This window comes from Pseudoalteromonas sp. RB2-MNA-CIBAN-0110 (assembly GCF_040309305.1).
GTDB lineage: Bacteria > Pseudomonadota > Gammaproteobacteria > Enterobacterales > Alteromonadaceae > Pseudoalteromonas > Pseudoalteromonas arctica.
The window spans coordinates 15,735-41,559 of record NZ_JBEOOQ010000027.1 but is presented as its reverse complement, the minus strand read 5'-3'; the positions used below and the strand labels follow the sequence as shown (position 1 = coordinate 41,559).

The following is a 25,825-nucleotide window of genomic DNA, read 5'->3' as shown; positions in this document are numbered from 1 at the left end:
ACTGAATTTTATTTCTATAAATGTGAATAACAAATCACACTTACACTTTATATTGATTAGTTAAAAAATCAATAATATCTTTTTAATATTCAGTATTTTGTTTTGCGTATGCGTGCAAGATGCAATAGTTTTTTATTTTGATGCAGTAAGGTTTATATGAGGCGTAATGAGGATTAAGAATGGCAAAAAAATAGCGCATAAAGTTATGCGCTTTTTTGTAATTATATTTAATTAGTTATAGCTGTATTGTGTAGGTGCACTGTAATGGTTGTTGCTGTTAATCTGTAAATTTTGCATTGCTAAGTATGAGCGACCGGCATCTAAGCCTAATTTATGATCAAAACGTAAATCGTTATTTGAACTACCTAATAATTTGCTATGCAGTTTTTCGTCTGCAAAAATTTGTATTATTTCTACATCACTTGGTGGGTTTGCAATAAACTCAAGCTCATCTAAATACGCTTTCTCATGCTGTATTAAGTAGTCCAATGTTTTTGGACAATAGCCTGATGCTATAGCAAATGCTCTTAGCTTTTGTACCCATGCAGATTGCGCTTGAAAATTAGCGTCAACCGTTCTTATTACCACAATTTTACGAGCGCCTCGGTTGTAAGCTTCACGCACTGGTAATGGAGCGGCTAAACCGCCGTCTAGATAAAAATCGCTCTGTACTTGCTCTTCAGCAAGGTGTATTTCGTTAGCTGCTTTTGCGTTTAACCAAGGTGTTAACTTTACACCTTGTTTGTATAAAAACGGGAGTGCGCTGGAAGCCTTTAACAAATCACGCCATTGCCCACTCTCACCTGTTGGCGATAAGTAATATGCTTTTCTGTCTCGTGCATTAGTGGCTGTTATAAGTAGCTCACGCGCGCCTAAACTCGTTTTAGCTGTTTTAAAATCTATGGCTCTTTTTACCTCAGTGGTTTTGTCAAAGTACCAATCTAAATCAACTATGTGTTTACCCACTAATCCGCGACCAAGCTGAAAAAAACGTTTGTTACGCGAAAGCCCTCTAATTAGGCGTTTGGCATAGCCTTTTTGACGCGCTAAGTAACTAGTTAAGTTTTGCGAACCTGCAGAGGTGCCAATGAATAAATCGAATGGGTCATATTCTTGCTCTAACCACGCATCAAGTACGCCAGCTGTGAAGATCCCTCGCTGCCCGCCACCTTCAGCAATCAGTGCAACTTTTGGTTGCGCTGTTTTGTTAACTGAATTAGCTGTTGCGCTATTTAGAGACTTCACGGTGAACCTACCTTTATTTAATGATGTTTGGTTTAATACATACATTATAAAAAATAAAAGTGATATCTTAAAATTGATTATTTAAATCAGTTCGATTGAAAAAACAGAACGATATATAAAGCAAAATATATACTAAAAATAGCAATCAAATTTACTTTGAATATTTAAATAACAAATACAGACATCACTTAAAGTTAATAAAATGAGTTAAAAAAGTTTAACTTTTGATGATGTCTGTATGTTAACAAGCCCAGAGTGTACGCTTGCTTAACTAACTATATTTTAGTGTTTTATTTCCATTAAAATTTCGAGTGCACGGTGGCGTTTTTCACTATCGAATACATCATTGGTAAATATAAACTCATCAACTTCTAGCTGTTTCGCTATCATCTCTAACTTGTGTTTAATACTTACATGTCCGCCTACTACGCTTAGACTTAAAAAGTTCTCTACATGAGCGCGTTCTTGTTCGCTCCACAACCCGTCCATACTTTCAACAGGTGGTTTTAGCCACAGCTCGTTACCACGTATGAGTTCGAGCACACGTTGTTTAGAAGTAGTCGACAAGTATTGCGCTTCATCGTCGGTGTCTGCTGCCACTAAAGGCAGTGCAAGCATTACGTATGGCTTATCAAGTACGCTTGATGCCTTAAATTCGCGCTTATACAACGCTATTGCATCGTGCACGAAGCGCGGTGCAAAATGTCCTGCAAATACATACGGTAGCCCTTTTTGCGCCGCTAGCTGCGCGCTAAATAAACTCGAGCCTAATAACCAAATAGGAACGTTTGTGTTCTCCCCCGGTATAGCACGTATAGGATGCGTCCCATTGTAAGGACCTAACAATGTTTGCAGCTCAGTTACCTCACCCGGGAAGTTTTCAGCGCGGCTCATATCGTTGTTTAGTGCACGACTCGTTACTTGGTCACTGCCGGGGGCACGCCCTAGTCCTAAATCTATTCGCCCTGGATATAAGCTCTCTAACGTACCAAATTGTTCAGCAACAACTAATGGGGAGTGGTTTGGCAGCATAATACCGCCCGATCCAACGCGTATCTTTTTGGTATTACCTGCAATGTGTCCAACCAAAATAGAAGTGGCAGCACAAATTATTCCTGGCATATTATGATGCTCAGCAAGCCAAAAACGGTTAAAGCCAAGTTCATCTGCACGTTGGGCGTATTTAGTACTTTTATGAAGAGTGTTAGTAACGCTGTCCCCTTTGATCATGGGGGCAAGTTCTAATAACGAAAAAGGAATGGAATTTAACAAAATAGCAGCTCCTAAAAATGCATGCTAATAATGGATTACATCATTAGCATAAAACACTTAAATGGGTCTGCTATTAGGTCAATTCAAGTTACGCAGAGGTATTAAAGCAAAATAGGTATATGTTATTTTGCTCTAAGGTATTCAGGCAAGCTGTGCATCACGTTGGCGCTGCTTTTTATAGCCTTCTGAGTCTACGCCTTTTTTCCAATAACCTGAGGAAACAATATTACTGCGCGGTATATTAAATTGCTCTGTTAGCAGTGTTTTTGCCCTACGTACAAGCCCAGCTTCCAATGCCATAAATACAATGGGAGGCTCTGCTGTAATGTGCAAATTTTGAAGCGCGCTAAGTAGCGCTTCGTCAGCGTTGTCGGTAACAAGCCAATTAACATCGCGGCTTGTTTCTAAATCAATAATGTCTTTTTCGGTGGGTACATGTACAAAAGCATCAATTTTTGAAGTTAAAGGTAATTGCTGCGCATACCCTTTTATTGCATTTACCGATGTTAAATCGCCTAGTAATACATAATGCGAATGCTCATAATTATCTAGCTTTTTAGGGCCTGGTCCTGCAATACCTAGCTCGTCGCCTACTTTTGCAATTTTAGCCCAGTTAGTTGCCGGACCTTGGTGCATATTTATAACAAAATCAAGCGTTAGCGCCCCTGTTTGTGCATCTACATGCCTTATTGTATATGACCGTATACAGGCTGTTTTTAAGTTAAAATCTACTTCACCATTTTTTGGGAACAGTACTTTTACATAGTTACCAATGTACTGTGAGGTTAAGTCTTTAAAATCATCAGAGCCTACAACAATACGCTGTAGGTGGGGTGTGATTTGCTGTGTACTTAATACGTTGGCTTTGCGAACTTGTTTACTCATGTATTACCTCGTTTTACAAAACTTAGACTTTAATACCACCTGCATAAATCTTTGATCAATTTAACGAATTAAATTGCACTATAACGTTGTTAAAAATTTTTATTTAGAACAACTAGATACAAAAATTTTAGCCTAGTTCTAGCGTAATTTTCTTAACGTTAAATAGACCCCATATATAAGCAGATTGGTATAATAATTGGCTGCTATAAAAAGCAGGTATTGCACAACGCCCCATTGGTTGATAAAATCAACTATAGCAAATTAATTGACTTTGTCAACTATATTGAGAATTCTATGAATACACCTTTATCAAATACGCTGTTTGAACTAATGCAAAATTACCGTGTCACAATTCGTGAAGCAATTAACGCAGGCGAACTTGGTATTAATGCTATGCACGTACGCTGCATACATATTATCGCGAACGTAAATAACTGTACGGCTAACGATATAGTTACTAAAACACAGCGCGACAAAGCGCAAATAGCACGTTTAATTAAAGATCTTATTGGCTTAAATTTAATTAATAAACAGGCGAGTGAGCACGATAAACGCTGCTTTATTTTGTCGCTCACAGAGCAAGGTAAAGTTCTTTTTGATAAGTTATTAGCCTCAGAGCAGAAAATAAATAATCAAATGTGTAAAAACTTAAACCCTCAACAAATCAAAGACTTTTTAGATACCGCACAACAAATGATCAAAAACATGGATTGATCAGCCATACATTTCTTGGCATAACTTACACAAAACGCATATACTGTACACTTATACAGTATATACGTTTTAGGTTGTGTTATGTTTGTCATTCCCATTTATATAGAAGCAGGCGTGTGTGGTTTTGAATCCCCCGCAGCGCAGTACACCGAGCTAGGTGTAACCCTTGATGAGCTTTTAATAAAGCATCCAGATGCTACGTTTATTGGTATTGCATCGGGTAACTCTATGCAAGAAGTCGGAATTTTTGAAGGGGACTTATTAGTTATCGACCGTGCAGAGCCTGCAGAAAATGGTGACGTTATTGTTGCTAACTTAAATGGTCTTTTTGTATGCAAACTACTTGATAAAACCAATGCACGGCTGCTTTCAGCTTCTTCTTTACATAAGCCTGTACAACTAACCTCTGCAGACGAATTTCAGCTAGAAGGCGTAGTAACGCTATCAATAAGAATGCACAGGCAAAGCCCAGAGTTACTAAAATGTATGCCTTAGTTGATGCTGTGTCATTTTATGCCAGTGCCGAAAAAGTATTCGACCCTGCTATTCGCTCCAAACCCGTGGTTGTACTTACCAATAACGATGGCTGTGTATGCGCTATTTGTCCTATTGCTCGGCGCTTAAATATTCCTAAATTTGGCCCGTACTTTAAAGTTAAGCATTTACTTGAGCAAAACAACGTTGTTATTCGCTCTAGCAATTACGAGCTTTATGCTGATTTAAGCGACAAGATGATGAATATTATTGGCCGCTTTTGCGATACACAGCACATATACAGTATTGATGAATCGTTTTTGCACTTTAATGGCTACACATCGTTAATTAAAGACTGGCATGAATACGGCCATACAATAAGGCGCACAGTATGGCGCGAAACAAAGCTTCCTGTAGGTGTTGGTTTTGGCCCGACCCCTACTTTAGCAAAAGCCGCTAACCACGCCGCTAAAAAGCTCAGTGGTTTTAATGGTGTTGCAGTAATAAATAGCGAGCAAACTCGCCAAGCTATTTTACAAAGAATGAGCTGCGAAGATGTCTGGGGAATAGGCCGGCGACTAGCTAAAAAGCTTAAAATAATGAATATACACACCGCTTGGGACCTTGCTCAGCAAAACCCTAAAGCAATGCGCCGTGCATTTAGTGTGGTTGTTGAACGTACAGTAAGCGAACTTAACGGGATAACATGTTTAAACTGGGATGATGTACGACAAGACAAGCGGGAGATTTATTCGACCCGTAGTTTTGGAGAGCGCATATGCGAGCCAACCGCCCTTAAAACAGCGCTAATTAACCATGTAACCACAGTGGCTAATAAACTAAGAGCGCAACGCTCGCTTACTCACCAGCTTTATATTTTTGCAGCCAGTGGTGCGCACGAAAACAGATATTATAAAAAGTCGTTTGTGTATAAGTTCCCCTCACCTACTAACGACACCTGCGTGATGGCTAATGCTGTATCTGAGGTATTTAATAATATTTACCAACCGGGGATCCGATTTTATAAGTGTGATGTGGGCGCGGTAGAGCTAATATCAGAACAGTTTCAGCAAAATGACTTATTTAATAAGAGCCCTGATAATCCAAAGCTTATGCAATGCCTAGATACAATCAATAATCGATACGGAAAAGGGATGCTCAGCCTTGCAAGCAGTAAATTAAATGACCGATGGCACATGAACCGTGATTTTTTATCGCCGCAGTACACTACGCGTTGGCGCGATATCCCTAAAATATACTGCGAATGATTTACTACTTACTAAATGATTTACTTGATCTCGTCTGCTTTTTTAAATGTGCACTCTACACTAGGTTCGCTTAATGTGTATTTTAGTGTGTTATCAGCTAAGAATTTGATACTTTGACTGATTGTTTTTTCGTTTGCAGGGTTTTCACAACGGCTCATTCTTAAACCGTTTTCAAGGCCATCACTTTTATATTTAAGCGTACTGGTTATAAAACAAAAGTTTGGTTTTTTAATAGTGCGAGTACCATTATGGAGCGATCCAAATACAATTTGTTCTCCAAGTTTAAAACCTGCACTTAAATCACTTTCGTCTGTCAAACTCAAATCGCTATTAACGCATAACCCTGAATTGGTCGACACAACTTCGTATGTCCCCAATTTTGACTTTAAAAACGGTATAAATCGTGTTTTATTACTCGGCTCAGAAAAAGCATTTGCACTTGTAAAAGCGACAGTTAATAAAGCGAGTGTTAAATATTTCATTTCGTGGGTGTATCCTCGTGAGTCAGCGTGTTAAATAATAGCAAAATGCCTAATCACTTAGCTTTTATAACTTTTAACAACTATAACAGAGATTTACTATAAAAGGAGAGAAGTCGTATTACAGGAGCGAGCGCGTGAGTAGGACGCGGAAGCTTTGCTCGGTTTTTATTATTCTTACATGGATGTAAGCCATTAGAATAATGCAGGAGCAGTTGTCGAGCCCACTAGGTTACAAATCTCGCGCCGCGATTTAATCCTTCTTGGATTGAACAAATTCAAACACCAAAGGTAAACATGCCCTAGATACTCATTACAAACCATTTTGTTGTTAAGCACTTTATTTAATACGTACTTAAACAACAAAACGATTTATACCAATGCGCCTAATTGTAAGGGTCAATTGAACTCATTAGATTATTTAACTAGTTATACGAATTGGTATTTATTTTATTGCCAGTACTTTGCAAATAATAAAGGGTAGCTTTGCTTTAAAAACTTAGGTTTGTCTTTAAAACGTTTACCTTTGGGCTCATCACTGCCAGAAGGGATAAACGGCAATTCGTCTTCGTTACGTTCTTCAAATAATAAACCGGCTATTAAGTCATACTCATCAATGTACGGATAAGGCTGCTCGTTTAAGTAATAAACAGGTGTACACTGCGCTATAGAATCAGCATTTTCTAAGGCGTTTTCGAATACTGTTTTACCGCGCGAAATTAGCCAACATCTAAATTCGCTAAAGCCGTAATCGTCGTTACATCCAGCCATCACAAAAGCGGCACCAAATAAATCCCAGGTAAAACACTTGCGCATATGTATGCCAAAATGCTTATCAAAATCAATAAGGTGTTGATCGCTTAAATCATTAAGTTTAGTTTTTAGGTTATCGCTCACACTTTGCGGATCGAGCCCTAAATCAGGCGTTGTTACTAATTCCCAAAAAGCCTGTTCTGTTAACGCTGCCATTATAAAATCTCTTTTACTCGGCCAACTTGACCATCTTCTAAACGTACTTTAATGCCGTGTGGGTGATTTGGTGATTTTGTTAAAAGGCGCTCAACAACACCCTCAGTTAATGTGCCGCTGCGTTGATCTTCTTTTAATACAATATTTACTGTGGTACCTGGTGAAATTTGCGAACGCGTAGGAACAGCCATAATTTAAACCCTAAAAATAATTTATCTAATTATAACGTCCATGTGCTATCAAACCAACAAAAGCTCTGTTAATTGGCGGAAAATGAAATATGTGCTGGTTTTGCGTTCAACTTAATACTCGTAAGCTCTTTGAGTATTATATTTGTTAATTCGTTAAGTTGCGGTTTTGCACTTTCAAGGGCTATATCATCATTAAAATAACACTGTACTTTTAACGTATTGGCCTCGTTATTTAAATCAATGGTATGCGTTAGATAATCAAAACCAATTACGCTTTCTTTTATTGCCTCGCATGCATTAGTAAGTGCTAGTCGAATGTGCTTATCGCGCTGCTTTTGAGTTTTAGTCATAAATATAAAGGTTACTTATTTAGTTTCTGCTTGTTGCTGTTTTTTAAACTCTTCGTAGTTAGAGTCTTGTTTATCTAGGCATTCGTAATATTCTTTGTCGGCTTTATAGTTACATTCATCAAGGCGCGCCGATTGAACTTCATGAAAACGCGCGTCAGAGCTACAACCAGCTAAAACACATAATCCAACAATAAGTAATGCGCTACTTTTTAGTTTATTGATAAACATTAAATTTCCTTACACTTTCTATATCGAAAAAGCGTTAAATTATTACAATATTATTGTATATTAGCGCCATAAAATCTTAATCTCCAAAGGATCTATTTCTATGATGTCGCAGTTACAAAAGTTGTTTCAGCGTATAGACAAAAGCAAGATATTTCAATCATTTGTTATAGCTGTAATTATTGTTTCTGCCCTGACAGTCGGTGCGCACACTTACTCACTACATCCTACCGTAGAGCTTGCTCTAAATTGGATGGACGTTGGCATTACCGCATTCTTTTTAATTGAACTAGTAATCCGCTTTATTGCAAGTAAAGGCATAAAACACTTTTTTTCTAAAGGATGGAATATATTCGACACCATCATAGTATTGGGCAGTTTATATCCTGCTGCTGGTTCTACTATGTTAATTGCTCGTTTACTGCGCATATTTAGAGTACTGCGATTGGTATCGATGATCCCTGAGCTGCGCTTATTAGTTAACTCATTGCTTAAAGCCATTCCGCAAATGGGTTATATAGCCCTATTAATGTTTGTTATTTTTTATATATACGCTGCAATGGGCAGCATGATGTTTGCTGAAATAAACCCCGTACTTTGGCAAGACGTCTCAATCTCAATGCTTACCTTGTTTAGGGTGGCAACATTTGAAGATTGGACCGACATAATGTACGAAACAATGGCGGTGTATGAATTAAGCTGGATTTATTACCTTACGTTTATATTTTTAACCGCATTTGTATTTTTAAACATGATGGTAGGTGCCATTTTAGAAGTTATGAGTGAGGAGCACCGCAAAGCACGAGAAGAGCTCGCAGACGACAGCTCATTACCTGCAACGCAAGGGCAAGTAAACGAACTACAATCCCAAATTGCTGAGCTTAAAGAGCTATTGAGTAACCGCAAAAACTAATCTGATAAGAGTATTAAAGCACCCACTTAAAGTTTAAAAAGTGGGTGCAGCTTAGGCATTCAACTCAAACATGCATTCCCAAAGTGCTTTAATTCCCATTGTTATCAGGTTTGTTATCCGTATCTTCAAAAGAAATGACGTTATCTACTTTCATCTTAAACGCATCAAAAAAAGCATTTTTTAAAACCGAAATCACAGCTTGGAAAGTCGAAACATCCGCATTGTCTAATTGCCCTTCTATAGGAATGCGTGCAGCAACAAGTTTAGACTCATCGTTTTCGAGGATAGAGCCCAGTAAATCTACACTGCCTTCAAATATAGCAGTAAAGATACCGTCATCATCTTTTTCTATATCTTCGCGCCACGAAAAAACACGCAAGTTTTGAACGCCCGCTTTTACATAACCATTTAAGTTATTATCTTTAGCCACAAGTTCCATAGCACCATCAATGCCTCCCGCTTCAATATCAAACGGTGTATACACTTTAAATACAGTGTCTAAATTTTTAACTGAAAAGCGCTGTACCTCTGCATTAAAATCAAAATTAGCTTGCTTGCTAAAAGGGTCTAATTTGCCATTAAGCTTTAATGCAGCCTCGCCCATTAATGCTCCTTCAACATTTAAAGTTGTTACAAGTGTTTTTGATAAGTTTTGCGCATTCGTAATATTTTCAATTTTGGCGTTAATATTTGATATAAAAGTGGGTTTTTCACCGCTATTGGTTGAGTTAACTAAGGTTAACTTTCCTTGCTCAATTGTTAAGGTATCAATAGAAAACAGTACTAAGTTATTGGCGAGCCCTACCCAGGTAGTTTCGTCTTTTACTTGTTTATTTTGCTCAGAAGCATTGGGGTCTTTATCGTAAATAACTATTTCAGGACGCGTAAAGGCCATGTTTGTTACTAAATTGCCCTTTAAAAGGGCTGACCACGCGAGTGAAAAATCAAGAGTTTGAATACTCAGTAAAGGCTTCGGAGCTGAAGTTGCATCGACAGCGTAAATTTCCACCTCGTCAATCGCGTAGGCACCGCGATATAAAAACAAATCTACATCACCAACATGCCCCGTAACACCTTGCGTATGTTTTAACTGATAATTTACGTAGTATTGAACTACATAAGGCGCGGCTATTCGCATTAGTATAAGCAATACAATCAGCGCTATTACACCTTTAAAATATTTGGTGTGAAATGTTGTAGATGAAAAATGCATTGTAATTTCCTTTGCTAAAAACGAGGGCCTATTGACCTTTAAGGATTAAACTCTGTTCTATGTAGGGCTGCGTATGTTTGGCATTAATGCTGCGTTATCGCCTATTTATGAAGAACAACCACACAACATAGACTCAACCTTGCCTAAAAACCAAACGTACGGCTGCACATTTAACCTCGAAAGATAAACAGGCTCTAATTAGTTAAACTTTTTAATTAAGTACATAAATAAACGTGTAAAAATTACTAATAATTGTAACTTAAGTACCTGTTAGGTATAAAATTACAAATAGAGCAAAGCCATATAAGCTTAAAACTCTAAACTACAATCACTACAGCAAAGGATATACCACTATTCAAATACACCGCTTAATGAAGTGATTGCCATGCTTATCTATCTATAGTTTTGCCAACTAATAACCTGCATTGATTCGAATAAACCGCTTTCATCTACTAAAGTAAAATTAACGCAAACAAGAATAAAAATACATGAACCCTGTTATTTATATATTAGTTACCCTCTTTTTAACCAGTGTTATTTGGTCTGTCATATTTTTAATGTCGTGGTTTACGTTAGGTAAAAAGCAATATGCCATGCTTTGGACAATCGCATTCGCACTCTCTGCATGCCAATGGGCAACAATATTAGCAGAACCATTATTTGACTCTCACACACTATATTGGATGTTAGGAAGCAGCTTCTCAGTAGGCTCTGTGCTACTTGGTACATGGGGGCATTGCATTAGGGTAAATTCGAGTATAAAAATTCGCTATTTAATCATCTCGGCAATAGTAACTCTTGCTGCTGTTTATTATTTTACAGCCATAAATGTGCATGTTGGCTTATTTATGTCGTTGTATGTGTATTACGATGTGATCTTACTGATACTAAGTGCGGTTATTATTTTCAGGCATAAGCAAAAGTCACTCCCTGCTGAAATAGGCGCTAGTATCACTTATTCGCTATGTGGATTACTTTTATTTGTTGTAGCAAGCATAGCATTACTGCAAGGCAGCCAAGTGAATGAAGAATATATAGCGCTATATACATTAATTAATTTTATGACTGTCCCTGCTGCTCATGTCGGCATGGCCGTATTTATGATATTTATAATGGCGTCTGATTTAGCCGAAAAAATGAACCATCTTGCAATGACTGATGTACTTACGGGCTGCTTAAATAGGCGTGGGTTTTATAATAAAAGCCAAGAGCAACTAAAAGATAAACTTAATAATTATAAGTACGTAAGCTTAATTTATTGGGATATAGATAAATTTAAAAAAATAAACGATGAGTTTGGACATGCAGGAGGTGATGTGGTGTTAGTAGAAGCGGCGAAAATAATGCAAGACTGCATAAATCCAGATGATTTGTTTGGCCGAATTGGTGGCGAAGAATTTACCTTATTAATAGCACGTAACGACGAGCCTACAGCTAAAGCATTCCCCGAAAAACTAAGAAACGCACTCGCCAGTAGTCCGATTCATTTTAATGATAAAGTAATTAATGTTACGGCAAGTTTTGGCGTAATAAATATTAAATGCAATAAAACCGCAATTGAAAGCGTAATAAATGAGGCAGATAAAGCACTCTATCATGCTAAAAATGGAGGGCGTAATCAGGTAGTTCATATAAGCGAATTAAGTCAATAAAAGTTCATTATTACTAAGGCCTACCTATCTTTTTAGGTTGAATTTTCGGCAGCATCTTTAGGCAAATAGCATTAAAAAAACGAGGCGGATTGCTCCGTTTTAAGTTATTTTCATATGAATGTAAGCTAATAGAATAACACAAAAGAAGTTACCGCTCGCAGCGAGCCAGAAACGCACGGCACGCTTAAATCGAACCTAGATAAAACAAACTTTGTGCCTGAAAAGCCAGCGCTCTAACTAATAAGTTTAAGCGCATCGGCAAATCTAACTGGTTTACTGAATATAAAACCTTGATACTTATCAATTTGTAAGCTTTGTAATAACGTTAGCTGAGCGGGGTTTTCTACGCCCTCCGCTATTACTTGGCAACCAATCATATGCGACATGTTAGTTACCGCAGATACAATACTTTTGTCTTTTGAGCACTCACAAATATTATCAATATAAGATTTATCTATTTTAATGTAATCAACTGATAGCTCTTTTAAAACCGATATAGAAGAAAACCCAGTACCAAAGTCATCAATAGAAATACGCACACCGGTATTTTTTATGGCCGTAATCACTTTTGACAAATACGGTAAATTTTTAATCATGACTGTTTCTGTTATTTCTAAATGCACATTGTATGGTTTAACTGCGTATCTACTTAAAAGCGCAACTAAAAAATCTAAAAAGTTATGGTTTTCTAGTTGCAGCACCGACACATTAATCGACAATCCAATATTACTGTTGACGGCATTGAGCTTACTTAAGCTCGCAATGGCTTGCTCTAGTACAAATTCGCCAAGTATATTAATTTTTCCATATCGCTCTGCAATATCTATAAATTCTGAAGGGGGAATAAATTCATCATTAAACTGCCAACGAAGTAGTACTTCAAACGTGGTTATTTCATTTGTGCTTATATCAACAATAGGTTGATAACACAGATGAAAGTCACCTTTTTCTACACACTCTTTAATTGAGCTACGAAGTACTTCTTCTCGTTTTAGCGATTCATGCATTCGCTCGTCAAATACTGATATTTCATTACGGCTTTTCTTACCTTCATACATAGCAACATCAGCGTATTTAATCGCGTCTTCAAGGTTAAAATTTTCACGCGTAAAATACAGCCCAACCTTAAAAGAAGGGTTTACTTGATAGCTATCCATGCTTACTGTTTTCGTTAAAGTTTTAACTAATCTAAAAACACAGTCAAAAAGTTCGTCTTCGGTGTTACTACGAGAATAAAAAATAAACTCATCCCCTCCCCAACGACAAGCAATAAAATCGCCCTGAGTTTGTGTTTCAACTAATCGTTTACCTGTTTGGGCCAGAACAAAGTCACCAAAATCGTGACCGTATTTATCGTTGATGATTTTAAAGTCATCCATATCTAAAAATAAAACGGCTTTAATATCATCATTTTGATTGGCTAAATCAAGTTCAACATTAGAAACAAAGCTCCCCCTGTTAAACAATTTAGTTAAATTATCTTTTTGCTCTAAAAGGATTATTTGTTCGGTACGAAGTTGCACTTCGTTTTCTAAGTTTTCAATAAATTGATCTAACTTAAGTTCATTATTAATTGATGACTTTACATCTTTAGCAGAACGTACAGCGGTAACAAAACACAAAATAAACCATAAAACGAGCCCTAAAATACCTAGTACATTCTCATCTTCAATAGGCTGTAAAAGTAATAAAATACTAAAAGGAACCAGTAAACAGGTTATATACGACAAGGAGGAACGAATATCAGAAGCTAAAACATTTACACCGCCACCAGCAAGGGAGCTAAAAACAACGAGTGATACAAACTTCTCCTGCATTGGCATATTTTCATAAAACAAAATAGGGAAAGCAGCCCATGTTAAAGCCGTTAATAATAAACCTATAAAATACAGATGATATTTAAAAGCATGGGTGTTGTTAACAAATACATGGCTGGCTATTCGAAGTAATGAAATAAATGATAACGTAAAAAGCCAGTAAAGTTTTTCTTGCGAGGCGCTGTGGTTAATACTGCTAAAAATAAGAAAACAAGAAACAACCGTGTTGATAGCAATTGCAGAACTAAAATAGGAGCTAACAAATGCTAATCGCTTATTGGCAAAGTTATTTGTATGAGAGGTCATTAATGTTACTTGAATAGGCTGTTGCACAATGTAAACAGTTTACTTAAGTTCAATAATAAACAAAAGTGAACATTCATAAAAAAGTATTGTTTTAGCCTCTTAAGCGGTTTTATAAGCCATTAAACTAAAAAGGGCTGGCAAATTGCCAACCCCTTTTGTTAATACTGATTATATATTATACCAATTCGCTTAATTAAGTGATCTATTTTGAGGGAAGAAAAATCGTGTCGATAACAAGGCAAAAATTTCGTTATATAGTTGCTCTATATCAGAAATATTTAACGTAGTTAGCGTCAGATTTAACCCCTCAAATTAATTAAGTATTATTGCGAATTGGTATTACTCACCATCAACAATTATGCGTAGCATACGACGAAGTGGCTCTGCCGCGCCCCACAAAAGCTGATCGCCTACTGTAAATGCGCTGATGTATTTTGGCCCCATCGCTAATTTACGAATACGGCCAACAGGAATGCTTAAAGTGCCTGTTACTTTAACGGGTGTTAAATCTGTTGCGCTAATTTCACGCTCGTTAGGAATAACCTTAACCCACTCATTATGAGACGCTAAAATTTCTTCAATTTTTTCTACGCTAATATCTTCACGTAATTTAATGGTCATCGCTTGTGAATGACAACGCATAGCGCCAATACGTACACATAAACCATCAATTGGCACTGGTTGCTTTGAAGAACCTAAAATTTTGTTCGCTTCAACCTGTGCTTTCCATTCTTCTTTAGACTGACCACTTGGCATAGGTACGTCAATCCAAGGGATTAAACTGCCCGCTAATGGCACACCAAATTGGTCTTGTGGTAAGTCTTTTGACGCCATTGTTTCACTTACTATTTTATCAATTTCTAAAATAGCAGAGCTTGGGTTATCTAGTTTATCTGCAACACTTGCATGAATAGCGCCCATTTGTGCAATAAGCTCTTTCATATTTCGTGCACCAGCGCCCGACGCCGCTTGGTAAGTCATTGGGCTTACCCATTCAATTAGGTCTTGCTCAAATAAACCACCTAATGCAAGTAGCATCAGCGATACAGTACAGTTACCGCCCACAAAGGTTTTAACGCCTTGCTCTAAGCCTTGTTCAATAACATCTTTGTTTACGGGATCTAGCACTATTATGCTGTCCTCACTCATACGCAGTGCTGAAGCTGCATCAATCCAGTAACCATCCCAACCCGACTCGCGTAATTTTGGATATACCGTATTGGTGTAGTCACCGCCTTGGCAAGTAACAATAATATCCATTTTAGCAAGTTCGCTAATGTCACTTGCATCTAGTAATGGTTTTGCGTCGCCTGCTATATCTGGGCCTAGTTGACCCGCTTGTGAGGTGGTGAAAAAGGTGGTGTCGATATGGGCAAAATCACTTTGCTGCTGCATACGTTCTAATAACACAGAGCCAACCATGCCACGCCAACCGACTAATCCTACTTTTTTCATTGTTTGTTCCACTGTTTGATTCATAAAAGATGCCTTAATACATTAAAAATTAAATTCATTGCGTGAGATTTAATTTTCATTAACGCTAAACTAACACTGGCTGAAAGCTAAAACTAGCGAATAAAACAGAACTTAAATATTTTTCATACTGAGCATAAACACAAAAAAGCTCTGTATTAAAATACAGAGCTAATAGATAGTGAAGTTTATTATTTCATTCCTTGAGTTTTATTTTAAATAAAGCTTAAAACTCATAGCTATAACTTAAACTAAACTCAGTGCCGGTGTCTTGTCCCCAAAGGGTAAGACCTTCTTGTTCAATTTCTTTTTCTTGGCCAAGCATATTCTTAACCTTAAAATTAACTTTAGAGTTAAAGTTAGGGAAGTAAGAATAAACTAAATCAACTGAATGAAACGACTTTTCTTCGGCATCTTCATTACCACGTGTACCTGGTACAATTATACGAGGACCAAACACATTATAAATTAGTGAAGTAGAATGAAATCCATCATCCGAGTCATAGCCCATTTGTAAGTTTGCAACCCACTCAGAATGACCAACTAAACGACGCTCATTGTTAGTTACAATATTCGATACCGTATCGGCCTCAAGGGCTTCTTTAAGCTGTGTTTCAAACAGTGAGTCAACACCGTCTGAATCATTAATCCCCAAATTAACACTTGAGTCAGATAGCGTAACGTTGCCTGACAAGAATGCTGAGGACCAATCTTTATTTATAAAGCCAAAGTCAGTTAAAAAATCAACTTCAATACCCGATAATTTACCCGACTGAGCATTTGCTGTTAATAACTGTGGAGATGCTCCTCCTACGCCCGCAAGCTCAACCATTTCAATTGGGTTTTCAATGTCTTTATAAAACAATGCAACAGAAAGGTTATTACCTGATGGCATATACCATTCAAACCTAAAATCAACATTTTTTAAATTAGAACTTTGTAAACTAGGAGACCCTCTCACCAGAAACTCAGTTAACGGGTCAACAAAGAAAGAAGAGCTTACATCACGTAGATCAGGGCGAATGGTTGTTTCACTTAAATTTAAGCGAAATTGCATTTCTTCATCCATGATGTACGTAACAGCTAAAGAAGGAAAAAAGTTATCTTCATTAATAGCTACATCTTGGATTTCTTGTAGTGTATTTTCAAAGAAATTAGTATGCGCTTCATAACCGACTGAGACTTGCGAAAAATCTTCCCATCGAACGCCACCAGTAAAACGCCAAGTGTTTTGATAGAAGTAATCGGCCATAAAATAATAAGCATCTAATTTATGCGCTGCACTGTACTTATCACCATCAGTGGTCCCGTCATCAAAAATACCTGAGCCAGTTACACTTGCATAAAAAGCGTCATTCGCCGTGTTTTCATCAGCAAAAATATCGCTTACGTTAGAACCGAACGAGTACTCGTCGCTTATACCACGGTGCGTAATGCCAAACTTCACATTACTTGCATCACGTTTTTTCTCTGAAAAATCGCCGCCTATTTTTAACTCAAGCTCATAGCCGTCACCATAAAAAGGCATACCCATATTCCAACCAAATGTTTCAACATCGTCGTGTAATACTTGATACTCACGGGTGATATTTGTTGCAGCTACATCTTGTAATTGTTCAGATTCAAGCACGCCATCAACTAAGTTTTGCTGATAAACAACATCTAAACCACCTGGTGCATTACGGTTTGCTCGACTTAAACCTCCATACCAATCAAAAAATAAATTATTTAGCTCTGGAAAGTTGTGCGTCCCCTTAAGCTGAGTCGAAAACATTTCGCGCTCTTCGTACGTAATATCTACTCGGCGTAATTCGGTGACACCTTCTTCGGTTTCATTTGCATCAAAGTAATCGCGGTTACGTACGCGGTCACTCATGTCATGAAGTGCAATATTAGTAAGCTCAAACTTATGGTTTGAATTTAACTCATATCCTAAATTTAATGTGCCGCTCCAACGTACATTTTGCTCAGTCGATGTACCATCGTAATACTGGGCAAAACATTTGTCTTCACAGCCTAAGCTACCAAGGCTTGAGCCGCTTTGCTCTTGAACTACTTCCCACTCGTTATCGTAAGATACGGCTGCAAGCACACCAAAAGTACCGGCCTCACTTTCAAATCTATCACCTAAGGCAATAGAGAAGTTCATGGCAGGGTCAACATCCTTTTCTGAAATACCTACATCCCAATCAAGCGATTGAATCAAGTTTTTACGCTCAGCTAACGTAGTGTTTATATTGCCCTCAAGACCAGCATCACTGGTAAGCGCAGTAGTAAACACATCCGATAATGCTCGTGAACCATCATCTCGACCCATCCAGTCATCATCACCGCCACTGTAAAAGTAACCGGTATCGCTATTAGAAGTATTGTACGATGTACCCACTTGTACTTTTAATAAAAAGTCAGAAGGAATTGATTTAGTCCGAATATTTACATTACCACCACCAAAATGCGCTGGCATATCCGGTGAAAATGACTTTTGTACACTCAAGCTTTCAATAATTTCAGATGGAAATAAATCCAAAGGAACCACTGAGCGAGTAGGATCAGGACTTGGTACATACATGCTATTTAGCTGAGTACTAGAATAGCGTTCACCTAAACCACGCACATAAATAAATTTGCCGTCGACTAACGTTAAGCCAGTAACACGACGAAGTGCAGAGGCGGCATCGCCATCACCAGTACGTGATATTTGGTCTGCACCCATAATATCGGCAACAAACGCTTGGTTTTGACGTTCTTGCAGTACAGCACCCGCACTGCCCTTTAATCGTTGCCCTACAGCAACAACTTCTTCTATTTCTTGCTCTTCTACTTGCTGCTCAGCAGCCGTGGCTGTATTTACTGATAAACCAAGTAAGGCAGCCATTACAGCGTAGTTTAACTTTGATAAAGCAAGTGTAGAGGGTTTAAAAGATTTCATTTTTATACTCCGAAACAAAACAAGACATTAGCCGAGCTTTCGCTCGGCTATAATGTGGTTTGGGTTAAAGGCCTACTTTTACCCAACCTGCTGTCCAGTCTGTTTGTGCATCCATCGCACCAATGTAATCTACAGAATCAAAGTAACTATCTAAGCTTGATGAATCAAAGCCATTACCAAGTAATAACGACTCAGCAGTTGGCATATAGCCATTATCTGCAAGCCCAAGGTCAGCGGCTACTTGAACTGAATTGCCTGTTTGGCCTAAGAACCAAGACTCAACATTACCAGTACCAATAGCTTGCGTACCAAAGTTATTTGCCGTTTCACATGCAACAACTGAGTGAGTAACAGTTAATGTACCATCCTCTGCTCGCGGCGCTGAATCAGAGCCTACTCGTAAACAATTTGAATAATCTGCCCCGCCTGTCACAACTACGTTTTTAAGCATACCCGCAGTACCTGCACGTAAGCGGATACCATTTACACCCACATTACCAATAATTGTTACATTAGAGATAGTTGGCATTGTTAGTGGTGTTGCACTTGAATCAAACTCAGAGTTATCAGCTTCAATTGCATTGTCGCCCTCAGAGTCTGATTGTTTAATCAGTACATATTGCGCTTTACCCGTCCAACCGAATGACCAATCAAGTGAATCATCGCCTATGCTTGTTAAAACAAGGTGACTAATATTTGCAGTACCACCAAAAAATTCAACACCATCGTCTAGATTTTCATGAACGTGAATGTAATCTAGTTCAGTCTGACGACCAACACCCGCAAGTGTAATACCGTTAAGTTCATCGCCATTACCCAGCGTTTTACCCGCTTGCTTAACTGCAACATATTTTAGCGTACCTGAATTATCTTCAGGGTCATTACCACCGAACTGGCCTGCGTCACCTTCAGCAGACACACCACAACTAGCAAGTTCTTCTGCTGTTGCTTCACCTTGTTGGTCGCCACATGAGTTAGCAGGTGCATTACCCAATAATACTAAACCCCCCCATTGACCAATCGTAGTTTCGCCGCCCGTCATATCCTGGATTGACGTCATAGTAATTGGTTGATTTACACTGCCTACCGCTTCAATTTTAGAACCACGGCGAACAACTAAGAAGTCATCACCCGACTCACCAATTAACGTTGTACCAAACTGAACATAAAGTGTTGTGTTGTCAGCGCGGTCATTACCAACGGCTGTACGTCCTTTTAAAATCCAATGCGCATCGTTAGTCAGTGTTACATCAGATGTAAATACAACATCAGAGGTTAATTGATATACAGGTTTGTCTGTAATTGTAGGGAAGCTAGCAGAAACATCTGTTGCAAGTCCTTGTGCTAATGCATTAGCAATATCGTCAGGAAAGCTTGGTGTAATAGCAACTGTCCAACCATCCATCCAATTATTATCGCCATCGAATGCGCCGATGTAATCTGTTTTGGTAAAGAACGAGTCAAGCTCAGATGAATCCCCACCAGCACCTAATAAAGGTGAACCCGATTTTGGTGTAAAGCCGTCTGTCGCTAAATTAAGTGCTGAAGCCGTAAGCGTTAAGTTACCCGTTTGACCTTCAAACCAAGACTGCACATTGCCACTACCAATTGCTTGTGAACCAAAGTTATTATCTTCATTACATGCAACGGCTGAGTTTTCGATAGACAACTCACCCGATTCTGCATTAGCAGCAGAGTCTGAGCCTACACGTAAACAGTTTGAGTAACCTTCAGGGCCCGTTATAACAACATTTCGTAGAACGCCCGCTGTACCTGCACGTAAACGAACACCGTTAGTACCATCAGCACCAACAATTGTTACGTTAGAAATAAGCGGTTTAGTCAATGGTGTCGCATTTGAATCGAATTCTGAGTTATCAGCTTCTATTGCGTTATCACCCTCAACTGAACTTTGTTGAATATAGATATTTTGTGCACGACCCGACCAACCAAATGACCAATCGAATGCATCGTCGCCAATATCAGTTAGTACAATGTTACGAACATTAACTGTGCCACCAAAAAACTCAACACCATCATCTAGGTTTTGGTGAATTTGAATGTATTCAACTTTCGTTTGTGAACCAACACCTGCAAATGAGATACCGTTAAGTTCATCGCCATTACCCAGCGTTTTACCTGCATGTTTAACAACAATATAACGAAGAACACCTGAGTTATCATCGCTAATATCACCACCAAACTGACCAGCGTCACCCTCAGCTGATACACCACAGTTAGCTAATTCTTCAGCTGTCGTTTCACCGGTTTGATCGCCACACGAGTTAGCGGGTGCATTACCTAATAATACCAAGCCGCCCCATTGACCAATCGTTGTTTCAGCGCCTGTTACATCTTGAATAGATGTCATAGTGATTGGCGCAGTTGCATTACCATTGGCATTAATTTGTGAACCACGACGTACAACTAAAAAGTCATCACCTGTTTCACCAATTAGCGTTGTACCCGCTTGAACATATAATATAGTTGCATCTGCACGGTCATTACCAACTGCAGTACGACCATTTAAAATCCAATGTGCATCGTTAGTAAGCGTTACATCTGCTGTGAACGTTGTATCTTCAGTTAAACGGTATACTGGTTTATCTGTAATTGCTGGAAATTCACTAGAAACATCTAATGCTAAGCCTTGTGCAAGCGCGTTATCAATATCAGTAGGGAAGCCGCCATTAATACCGACAGTCCAACCTTCCATCCAGTTAGTTGAACCATCAAAAGCACCAATTTGACCATTTGCGATAAGCGGTGAACCAGCAAGTGGCGTGTAACCGTCATCAGCAAGCATAAGCTCTGCAGGCGTAAGTACTTGGTTACCATCTTGTCCTTCAAACCAAGATTGTACGTCGCCACCGTTAATTACTTCACTACCAAAATTATTTGCCGTTGTTTGACACGCCACAATAGAGTTTACAATCGTTAGTGTGCCATCTTCAGCGCGAGGAACTGAATCAGACCCTACACGTAAACAGTTTTCGTAAGTAGCAGGACCCGTTACAAATACATTTTTAAGAGCGCCCGCAGTACCAGCGCGTAGACGAATACCATTATTACCTTCTGCACCGACGATTGTTACGTTAGATATAGTAGGCAGTGTTAATGGCGTGGCGCTTGAATCAAACTCAGAGTTATCAGCTTCAATAGCGTTATCGCCTACGTTAGCCGCTTGTTGAATGTAAACATTAGTAGCCGAACCCGTCCAACCAAAAGACCAATCAAGTGAATCATCACCAATGTTAGTCAGCACTACATTACTTACATTAACCGTACCACCAAAAAACTCGATACCGTCATCAAGGTTTTCATGAACCTGGATATAATTAACCGTAGTTGCAGAGCCAACACCGGCAAATGTAATACCATTTAACTCATCACCATTACCAAGCGTTTTACCTGCTTGCTTAACAAGTACATATTTTAGAGTACCTGAATTATCATCACTGATATCGCCACCAAACTGACCTGCATCACCTTCAGCTGACACGCCACAGTTAGCAAGTTCGTCTGCTGTTGCTTCACCTTGTTGGTCTCCACATGAGTTTGCAGGTGCATTACCAAGTAATACCAAACCACCCCATTGGCCAATTGCTGTCTCGCTACCCGTAACATCTTGAATTGATGTCATCGTAATTGGCTGGCTTGCAGTGCCGACTGATTCAATTTGTGAACCACGACGCACAACTAAAAAGTCATCCCCTGACTCACCAATAATCGTTGTACCTTGCTGAATATAAAGCGTTGTACTATCTGCGCGGTCATTACCCACAGCAGTACGACCACTCACAATCCAATGTGCATCATTAGTTAGTGAAACATCAGCAATCAATGTTGTATCAGCACTTAAGCGATACACTGGTTTATCTGTTATTGCTGGAAATTCACTTGAGACATCCGTTGCTAAGCCTTGAACAAGTGCATTGTCGATATCAGCAGGGAAACCCGTAGTTGCATTTTGAGAATCATCACGCGATGATGTTTCATCTACTGTACCACTGCCACCTTCAACAACATTAGTAACTGTGTCGCCTTCATTTATTGTTGTGTCGCCTTCAGATACTACTAAGTCACCACCACAACCCGCTAAAGATACTGCAGTTGCAATCAAACTAACTTTAAATAAGTCAGATAATTTCATTGTTCACTCCGTTAAAGTATTTAATTATTTTGTTAAGTGCTTTAAATAAACTCAAGTCACCTTAAAACATTAAGTAATGCTTTAAGGTCACTTGAGTTATCAGCAGCGCCTACCTTACGGTAGCTATATGACATTACAGTTACACTTTAATAAACATAAGATGACAAAGTTATTTACATAAAATTCAAGTGGTTAATTTATTAAAAACATAAAAAAACCACACTAAAAATAGTGTGGTTTGGATTTGCGATTATGAAATTATATTTAAACGTTATTACTAAAGCTTAAAGCAGTGCCGTTCTTAATGTTTCTGCATGCACTTTCTCGCGCTTTACATATTTAATCCATTGCTGCGCTAAACGCTGTGATTTTTTATGTTTTTCGGCTTGTTCGAACGCTAAAATAGATGCATCAAAATTTTGTAAGTTGTACTGAGCCATACCCAAGGCTACAAATGCATTTGATTCAAAATCAAGTGAGCCTTTATTAAGTGCTTTACGCGCTGCGTCGGCCGCTTCTTCATATTGCTCAGTATTAACATATACTTCAGCTAAGCGTTGATCATACTTACCACTGGGTGATAAATCGGCTGCTTTTACAAAGTATTTTATTGATTTTTCGTCTTCTTTTGCTTGAATCATCGCCTCAGCTACAAAGGCATAGTTTTTAGCGTTTTGCTCTGCAATCCCTTTTTCAATCGCATCGCTCATAACGTCTGCGGCTTTAAATGCTAAGCCGTTATATAAATACACTTGTGCTAATTGGCGTAAATCAGACTTAGAGGTTAAAAATCCTTGCTGATAAGCCGCTTCAATTACCGCCAACTGCTGCTTTTCATGACCTGTTTCACCATACATACCCGATAACTGTACCCAATACTCAGGCTTGTTATAAAGCTTTACCATGCGCTCAAGTACTTCAACAACTTTATCAGTTTGATTAAGTGAGTAATACATTGCACGCTGTAGTACTAACCAGTTTTCCTTAGGGATTTTGCCTTCGCTATCACTTAAAGCAATTACTTGAGATATGTACTCAAGGCCTTTTTTATAATCCTTTAACTGATAGTATGTTTGAGCCCTTAGCAAGTAATAGCCTTCTGTTTTAGGCTGAGTGTTAATAGTGTCCCAGTCATCTAAAAATGCGATAACTTTAGTGTAATCACTATTAGCCATAGCTAGTTGCGCTAAACTAAAGGTAGTACTTAAACGAAGCGACTCGGGAATGGCCTCCTCTGCTACGACCTTTTCAAACGAAGCTATCGCTCTTGGTAAATCGTTTTCGTTGTAATAAATAAACCCATAAAAATTATGCATCATCGCAATTTCGTACGAGTTCATGCTTGAAGCTCGCTCTTGAATGCTATCAAGCGCTTCAAGGCCTGCTTTAACATCACCATCGTCTGCAAGTTTTTGGGCACGTGCGAGTTGGCTGTAGACCTTTTCGCGAAGCGCTGGCACACGTTTAGTTTTTTGCTCTTGCTCTGCATATGCACTTGCTATATTAACGCCAGGTAACATGTTTAGAGCACTTGGAGCAACAATACTTGTACTGATCGCAGCGGTACAAAATAATGTGACTTTTAAAAATTTAGTTGTAGGGTTTAATTTCATAACTGATTTAATCAATGGTTTCATAATCGCCTCGCATTACTGTCCGTATACTCGTGGTTAATTACTAAATTAACCGCTTATTTGGAAAGATATTTTGTTCTGAACACCCGCTACTTCAACGGCTTCACCGTTAACTACGCGTGGTTTATATTTAAATTTAAGTGCTGCATCCATCGCAGCTCTATCAAAGAGAGACTCAGGCTCTGCTTTTATTACTTGTGGGTCGCGTACAGTGCCTTGTTTAGTTACTATAAATTCAACAATAACGTAGCCTTCGATACCTCGCGATAATGCACGGCGCGGATAAACAGGTGCCACTTTTACAATCGGTAAATATTCACCATCACTTGTTTCAAGTGCTAACCCGCCTGCTAAATTTACATCCGCATCAACGTTTGCACCAAAGTCAAAGTTGTTAGCATTAGCTGTAGCATCACTATTTTGCATTTGCGGTGATTCCATTGGTGGTGGAGGCTCTTTTGGTGTTGGTGGCTTTTGTGGCTTACGCTCTTTTTTTTGTACGGTTTCTTCTTTTTTAAGCCTGACAAAATCAAGTACGTTACCCTTTACCGGATCCGACATAGCGCCTTCACCGCCAGTGATCAGTGCCTGCATGCCTAAAAACAACATAAAGGTAACTACACCGGCTATCACTAATGCAACTAAATATCGCAACATAACTAGCCCTTAAGACGCATCTTGTGCGGCAATTGATACATCAAATGCGCCCGCCGCGCGCGAGGCATCCATCACCTTTATTAACATTTCGGTAGTGGCTTTTTTATCTGCTTGAATCACAACGCTACCTTGTGGATTTTCTGCTTTTAAACGCTCGATATTGGCTTGTACTGCGCGTACATCAATTTGACGTTTATTAATCCAAATTTCACCTGTATCTGAAATCGCGACGAGGATATTTGCACGCTCTTTTTTAACCGCTGTTGCGGCTTCTGGGCGGTTAACATCAATACCGGCTTCTTTAACAAAAGAGGCAGTTACAATAAAGAAAATAAGCATGATAAATACAACGTCTAGCATTGGGGTCATGTTTATTTCTTCAGCTTCATCTTCTTGAAATAGGTTTCCTAACGGGGCTCTCATTTTTATTCTCCTAGGATGAGCGACTTTATATAAGCCGCTTATCAAAATTTTGCTTAATGGTCTAAAACCATGCTGTCTTGTAGTAGTTCTACTTCGCGCTTAGCTTTTCGTTGTAAATACGTTGAGGCAAATACCCCAGATAACGCACCTACCATGCCTGCCATTGTCGGGATAGTTGCTTTAGATACCCCTGATGCCATTGAACGCGCACTCCCTGTGCCGGTAATTGCCATTACATCAAACACTTCTATCATGCCCGTTACAGTGCCTAACAAACCAAGTAGTGGGCACAAAGCAACCATCACATTAATCAAAGAAAGATTGGTGTTTAAGCGCATACCTGCTCGCGATATCATCGCTTCGCGTATTTGCTCTGCATTCCAGCTATTACGTTCTGCACGGTTAATCCAATCGGTTTTCACACCCTGTTTATAGCTTCGAAAACCGTTGAAAAAGTAAATAAATCGCTCGAGTATCAATAACCACATCGCGAAGATTAACACCCCGATGACCAAGAGTACTTGGCCACCAGTGTCGAGAAAATCACGGATAGCATTGATTGAATCAATCAATAGCACCATGG

22 protein-coding genes are annotated in these 25,825 nt (G+C 38.8%); 5 read left to right on the top strand and 17 right to left on the bottom strand.

The window, feature by feature from the left end; translation table 11 throughout:
* Positions 1-231: 231 nt before the first annotated feature.
* The 3 genes from AAEY68_RS13710 to AAEY68_RS13700 form a co-directional block, all read right to left on the bottom strand.
* Positions 232-1,245, bottom strand: a complete 1,014-nt coding sequence (locus tag AAEY68_RS13710) for a patatin-like phospholipase family protein (RefSeq protein WP_024593992.1) — start codon at positions 1,243-1,245, stop codon at positions 232-234.
* Positions 1,246-1,527: 282 nt separating this feature from the next.
* Positions 1,528-2,517, bottom strand: a complete 990-nt coding sequence (locus tag AAEY68_RS13705; protein ID WP_010552915.1) for an LLM class flavin-dependent oxidoreductase — start codon at positions 2,515-2,517, stop codon at positions 1,528-1,530.
* 141 nt (positions 2,518-2,658) lie between these two features.
* Positions 2,659-3,402 (bottom strand): siderophore-interacting protein, encoded by a 744-nt coding sequence (locus AAEY68_RS13700; protein WP_024593991.1) that lies wholly within the window; start codon positions 3,400-3,402, stop codon positions 2,659-2,661.
* Between the two features lie 294 nt (positions 3,403-3,696).
* Between AAEY68_RS13700 and AAEY68_RS13695 the strand changes: the two genes are divergently transcribed.
* The 3 genes from AAEY68_RS13695 to AAEY68_RS13685 all read left to right on the top strand — a co-directional run bounded on the left by AAEY68_RS13695 (position 3,697) and on the right by AAEY68_RS13685 (position 5,858).
* Complete coding sequence (locus AAEY68_RS13695; RefSeq protein WP_007583213.1) at positions 3,697-4,116, top strand: MarR family winged helix-turn-helix transcriptional regulator; 420 nt, start codon at positions 3,697-3,699, stop codon at positions 4,114-4,116.
* A gap of 81 nt (positions 4,117-4,197) precedes the next feature.
* Positions 4,198-4,611 carry a S24 family peptidase gene (locus AAEY68_RS13690; RefSeq protein ID WP_010552918.1) on the top strand — a complete coding sequence of 138 codons (414 nt, stop codon included), beginning with the start codon at positions 4,198-4,200 and terminating at the stop codon, positions 4,609-4,611.
* Positions 4,599-5,858, top strand: coding sequence for a Y-family DNA polymerase (locus AAEY68_RS13685; protein ID WP_024593990.1), 1,260 nt, complete (start codon positions 4,599-4,601; stop codon positions 5,856-5,858). Before AAEY68_RS13690 ends, AAEY68_RS13685 begins: the two co-directional genes overlap by 13 nt.
* Before the next feature lie 20 nt (positions 5,859-5,878).
* Here AAEY68_RS13685 and AAEY68_RS13680 read toward each other — a convergent pair whose 3' ends face one another.
* The 5 genes from AAEY68_RS13680 to AAEY68_RS13660 all read right to left on the bottom strand — a co-directional run bounded on the left by AAEY68_RS13680 (position 5,879) and on the right by AAEY68_RS13660 (position 8,075).
* On the bottom strand, positions 5,879-6,340 hold the full coding sequence (locus AAEY68_RS13680; RefSeq protein ID WP_024593989.1) for a hypothetical protein: 462 nt from the start codon (positions 6,338-6,340) through the stop codon (positions 5,879-5,881).
* Between the two features lie 447 nt (positions 6,341-6,787).
* A complete protein-coding gene (locus AAEY68_RS13675; RefSeq protein ID WP_007583221.1) occupies positions 6,788-7,306 on the bottom strand; it encodes a DUF4240 domain-containing protein in 519 nt (172 codons plus the stop codon).
* On the bottom strand, positions 7,306-7,497 hold the full coding sequence (locus tag AAEY68_RS13670) for a YwbE family protein (protein ID WP_007583223.1): 192 nt from the start codon (positions 7,495-7,497) through the stop codon (positions 7,306-7,308). Before AAEY68_RS13670 ends, AAEY68_RS13675 begins: the two co-directional genes overlap by 1 nt.
* Before the next feature lie 68 nt (positions 7,498-7,565).
* Complete coding sequence (locus AAEY68_RS13665; RefSeq protein WP_007583225.1) at positions 7,566-7,847, bottom strand: hypothetical protein; 282 nt, start codon at positions 7,845-7,847, stop codon at positions 7,566-7,568.
* Between the two features lie 15 nt (positions 7,848-7,862).
* Positions 7,863-8,075 (bottom strand): hypothetical protein, encoded by a 213-nt coding sequence (locus tag AAEY68_RS13660; protein ID WP_007583226.1) that lies wholly within the window; start codon positions 8,073-8,075, stop codon positions 7,863-7,865.
* Positions 8,076-8,175: 100 nt separating this feature from the next.
* Here AAEY68_RS13660 and AAEY68_RS13655 point away from each other — a divergent pair, with 100 nt between their 5' ends.
* Positions 8,176-8,985 carry an ion transporter gene (locus tag AAEY68_RS13655; RefSeq protein WP_007583228.1) on the top strand — a complete coding sequence of 270 codons (810 nt, stop codon included), beginning with the start codon at positions 8,176-8,178 and terminating at the stop codon, positions 8,983-8,985.
* An 88-nt stretch (positions 8,986-9,073) separates the two neighbouring features.
* Here AAEY68_RS13655 and AAEY68_RS13650 read toward each other — a convergent pair whose 3' ends face one another.
* The gene (locus AAEY68_RS13650; RefSeq protein WP_024593988.1) at positions 9,074-10,198 is read right to left on the bottom strand and encodes a DUF748 domain-containing protein; all 1,125 of its coding nucleotides are present in this window, start codon (positions 10,196-10,198) and stop codon (positions 9,074-9,076) included.
* A 488-nt stretch (positions 10,199-10,686) separates the two neighbouring features.
* Here AAEY68_RS13650 and AAEY68_RS13645 point away from each other — a divergent pair, with 488 nt between their 5' ends.
* Positions 10,687-11,850 carry a GGDEF domain-containing protein gene (locus AAEY68_RS13645; protein WP_024593987.1) on the top strand — a complete coding sequence of 388 codons (1,164 nt, stop codon included), beginning with the start codon at positions 10,687-10,689 and terminating at the stop codon, positions 11,848-11,850.
* A gap of 233 nt (positions 11,851-12,083) precedes the next feature.
* Here the strand turns inward: AAEY68_RS13645 and AAEY68_RS13640 are convergent, their stop codons facing one another.
* From AAEY68_RS13640 to AAEY68_RS13605, 8 genes are all read right to left on the bottom strand, one after another.
* Entirely contained in the window at positions 12,084-13,973 is a 1,890-nt protein-coding gene (locus tag AAEY68_RS13640; RefSeq protein ID WP_305137830.1) for a putative bifunctional diguanylate cyclase/phosphodiesterase, read from the bottom strand.
* 339 nt (positions 13,974-14,312) lie between these two features.
* On the bottom strand, positions 14,313-15,452 hold the full coding sequence (gene asd / locus AAEY68_RS13635) for an aspartate-semialdehyde dehydrogenase (RefSeq protein ID WP_024593985.1): 1,140 nt from the start codon (positions 15,450-15,452) through the stop codon (positions 14,313-14,315).
* Positions 15,453-15,672: 220 nt separating this feature from the next.
* Complete coding sequence (locus AAEY68_RS13630; protein WP_024593984.1) at positions 15,673-18,375, bottom strand: TonB-dependent receptor domain-containing protein; 2,703 nt, start codon at positions 18,373-18,375, stop codon at positions 15,673-15,675.
* 64 nt (positions 18,376-18,439) lie between these two features.
* A complete protein-coding gene (locus AAEY68_RS13625; RefSeq protein ID WP_024593983.1) occupies positions 18,440-22,528 on the bottom strand; it encodes a beta-helix domain-containing protein in 4,089 nt (1,362 codons plus the stop codon).
* Between the two features lie 284 nt (positions 22,529-22,812).
* Entirely contained in the window at positions 22,813-24,141 is a 1,329-nt protein-coding gene (locus AAEY68_RS13620; RefSeq protein ID WP_024593982.1) for a tetratricopeptide repeat protein, read from the bottom strand.
* Between the two features lie 69 nt (positions 24,142-24,210).
* The gene (locus tag AAEY68_RS13615; protein WP_024593981.1) at positions 24,211-24,816 is read right to left on the bottom strand and encodes an energy transducer TonB; all 606 of its coding nucleotides are present in this window, start codon (positions 24,814-24,816) and stop codon (positions 24,211-24,213) included.
* A 12-nt stretch (positions 24,817-24,828) separates the two neighbouring features.
* Positions 24,829-25,242 carry an ExbD/TolR family protein gene (locus AAEY68_RS13610; RefSeq protein WP_004334764.1) on the bottom strand — a complete coding sequence of 138 codons (414 nt, stop codon included), beginning with the start codon at positions 25,240-25,242 and terminating at the stop codon, positions 24,829-24,831.
* A gap of 53 nt (positions 25,243-25,295) precedes the next feature.
* The gene (locus AAEY68_RS13605) at positions 25,296-25,823 is read right to left on the bottom strand and encodes a MotA/TolQ/ExbB proton channel family protein (RefSeq protein WP_024593980.1); all 528 of its coding nucleotides are present in this window, start codon (positions 25,821-25,823) and stop codon (positions 25,296-25,298) included.
* Between the last annotated feature and the right edge of the window lie 2 nt (positions 25,824-25,825).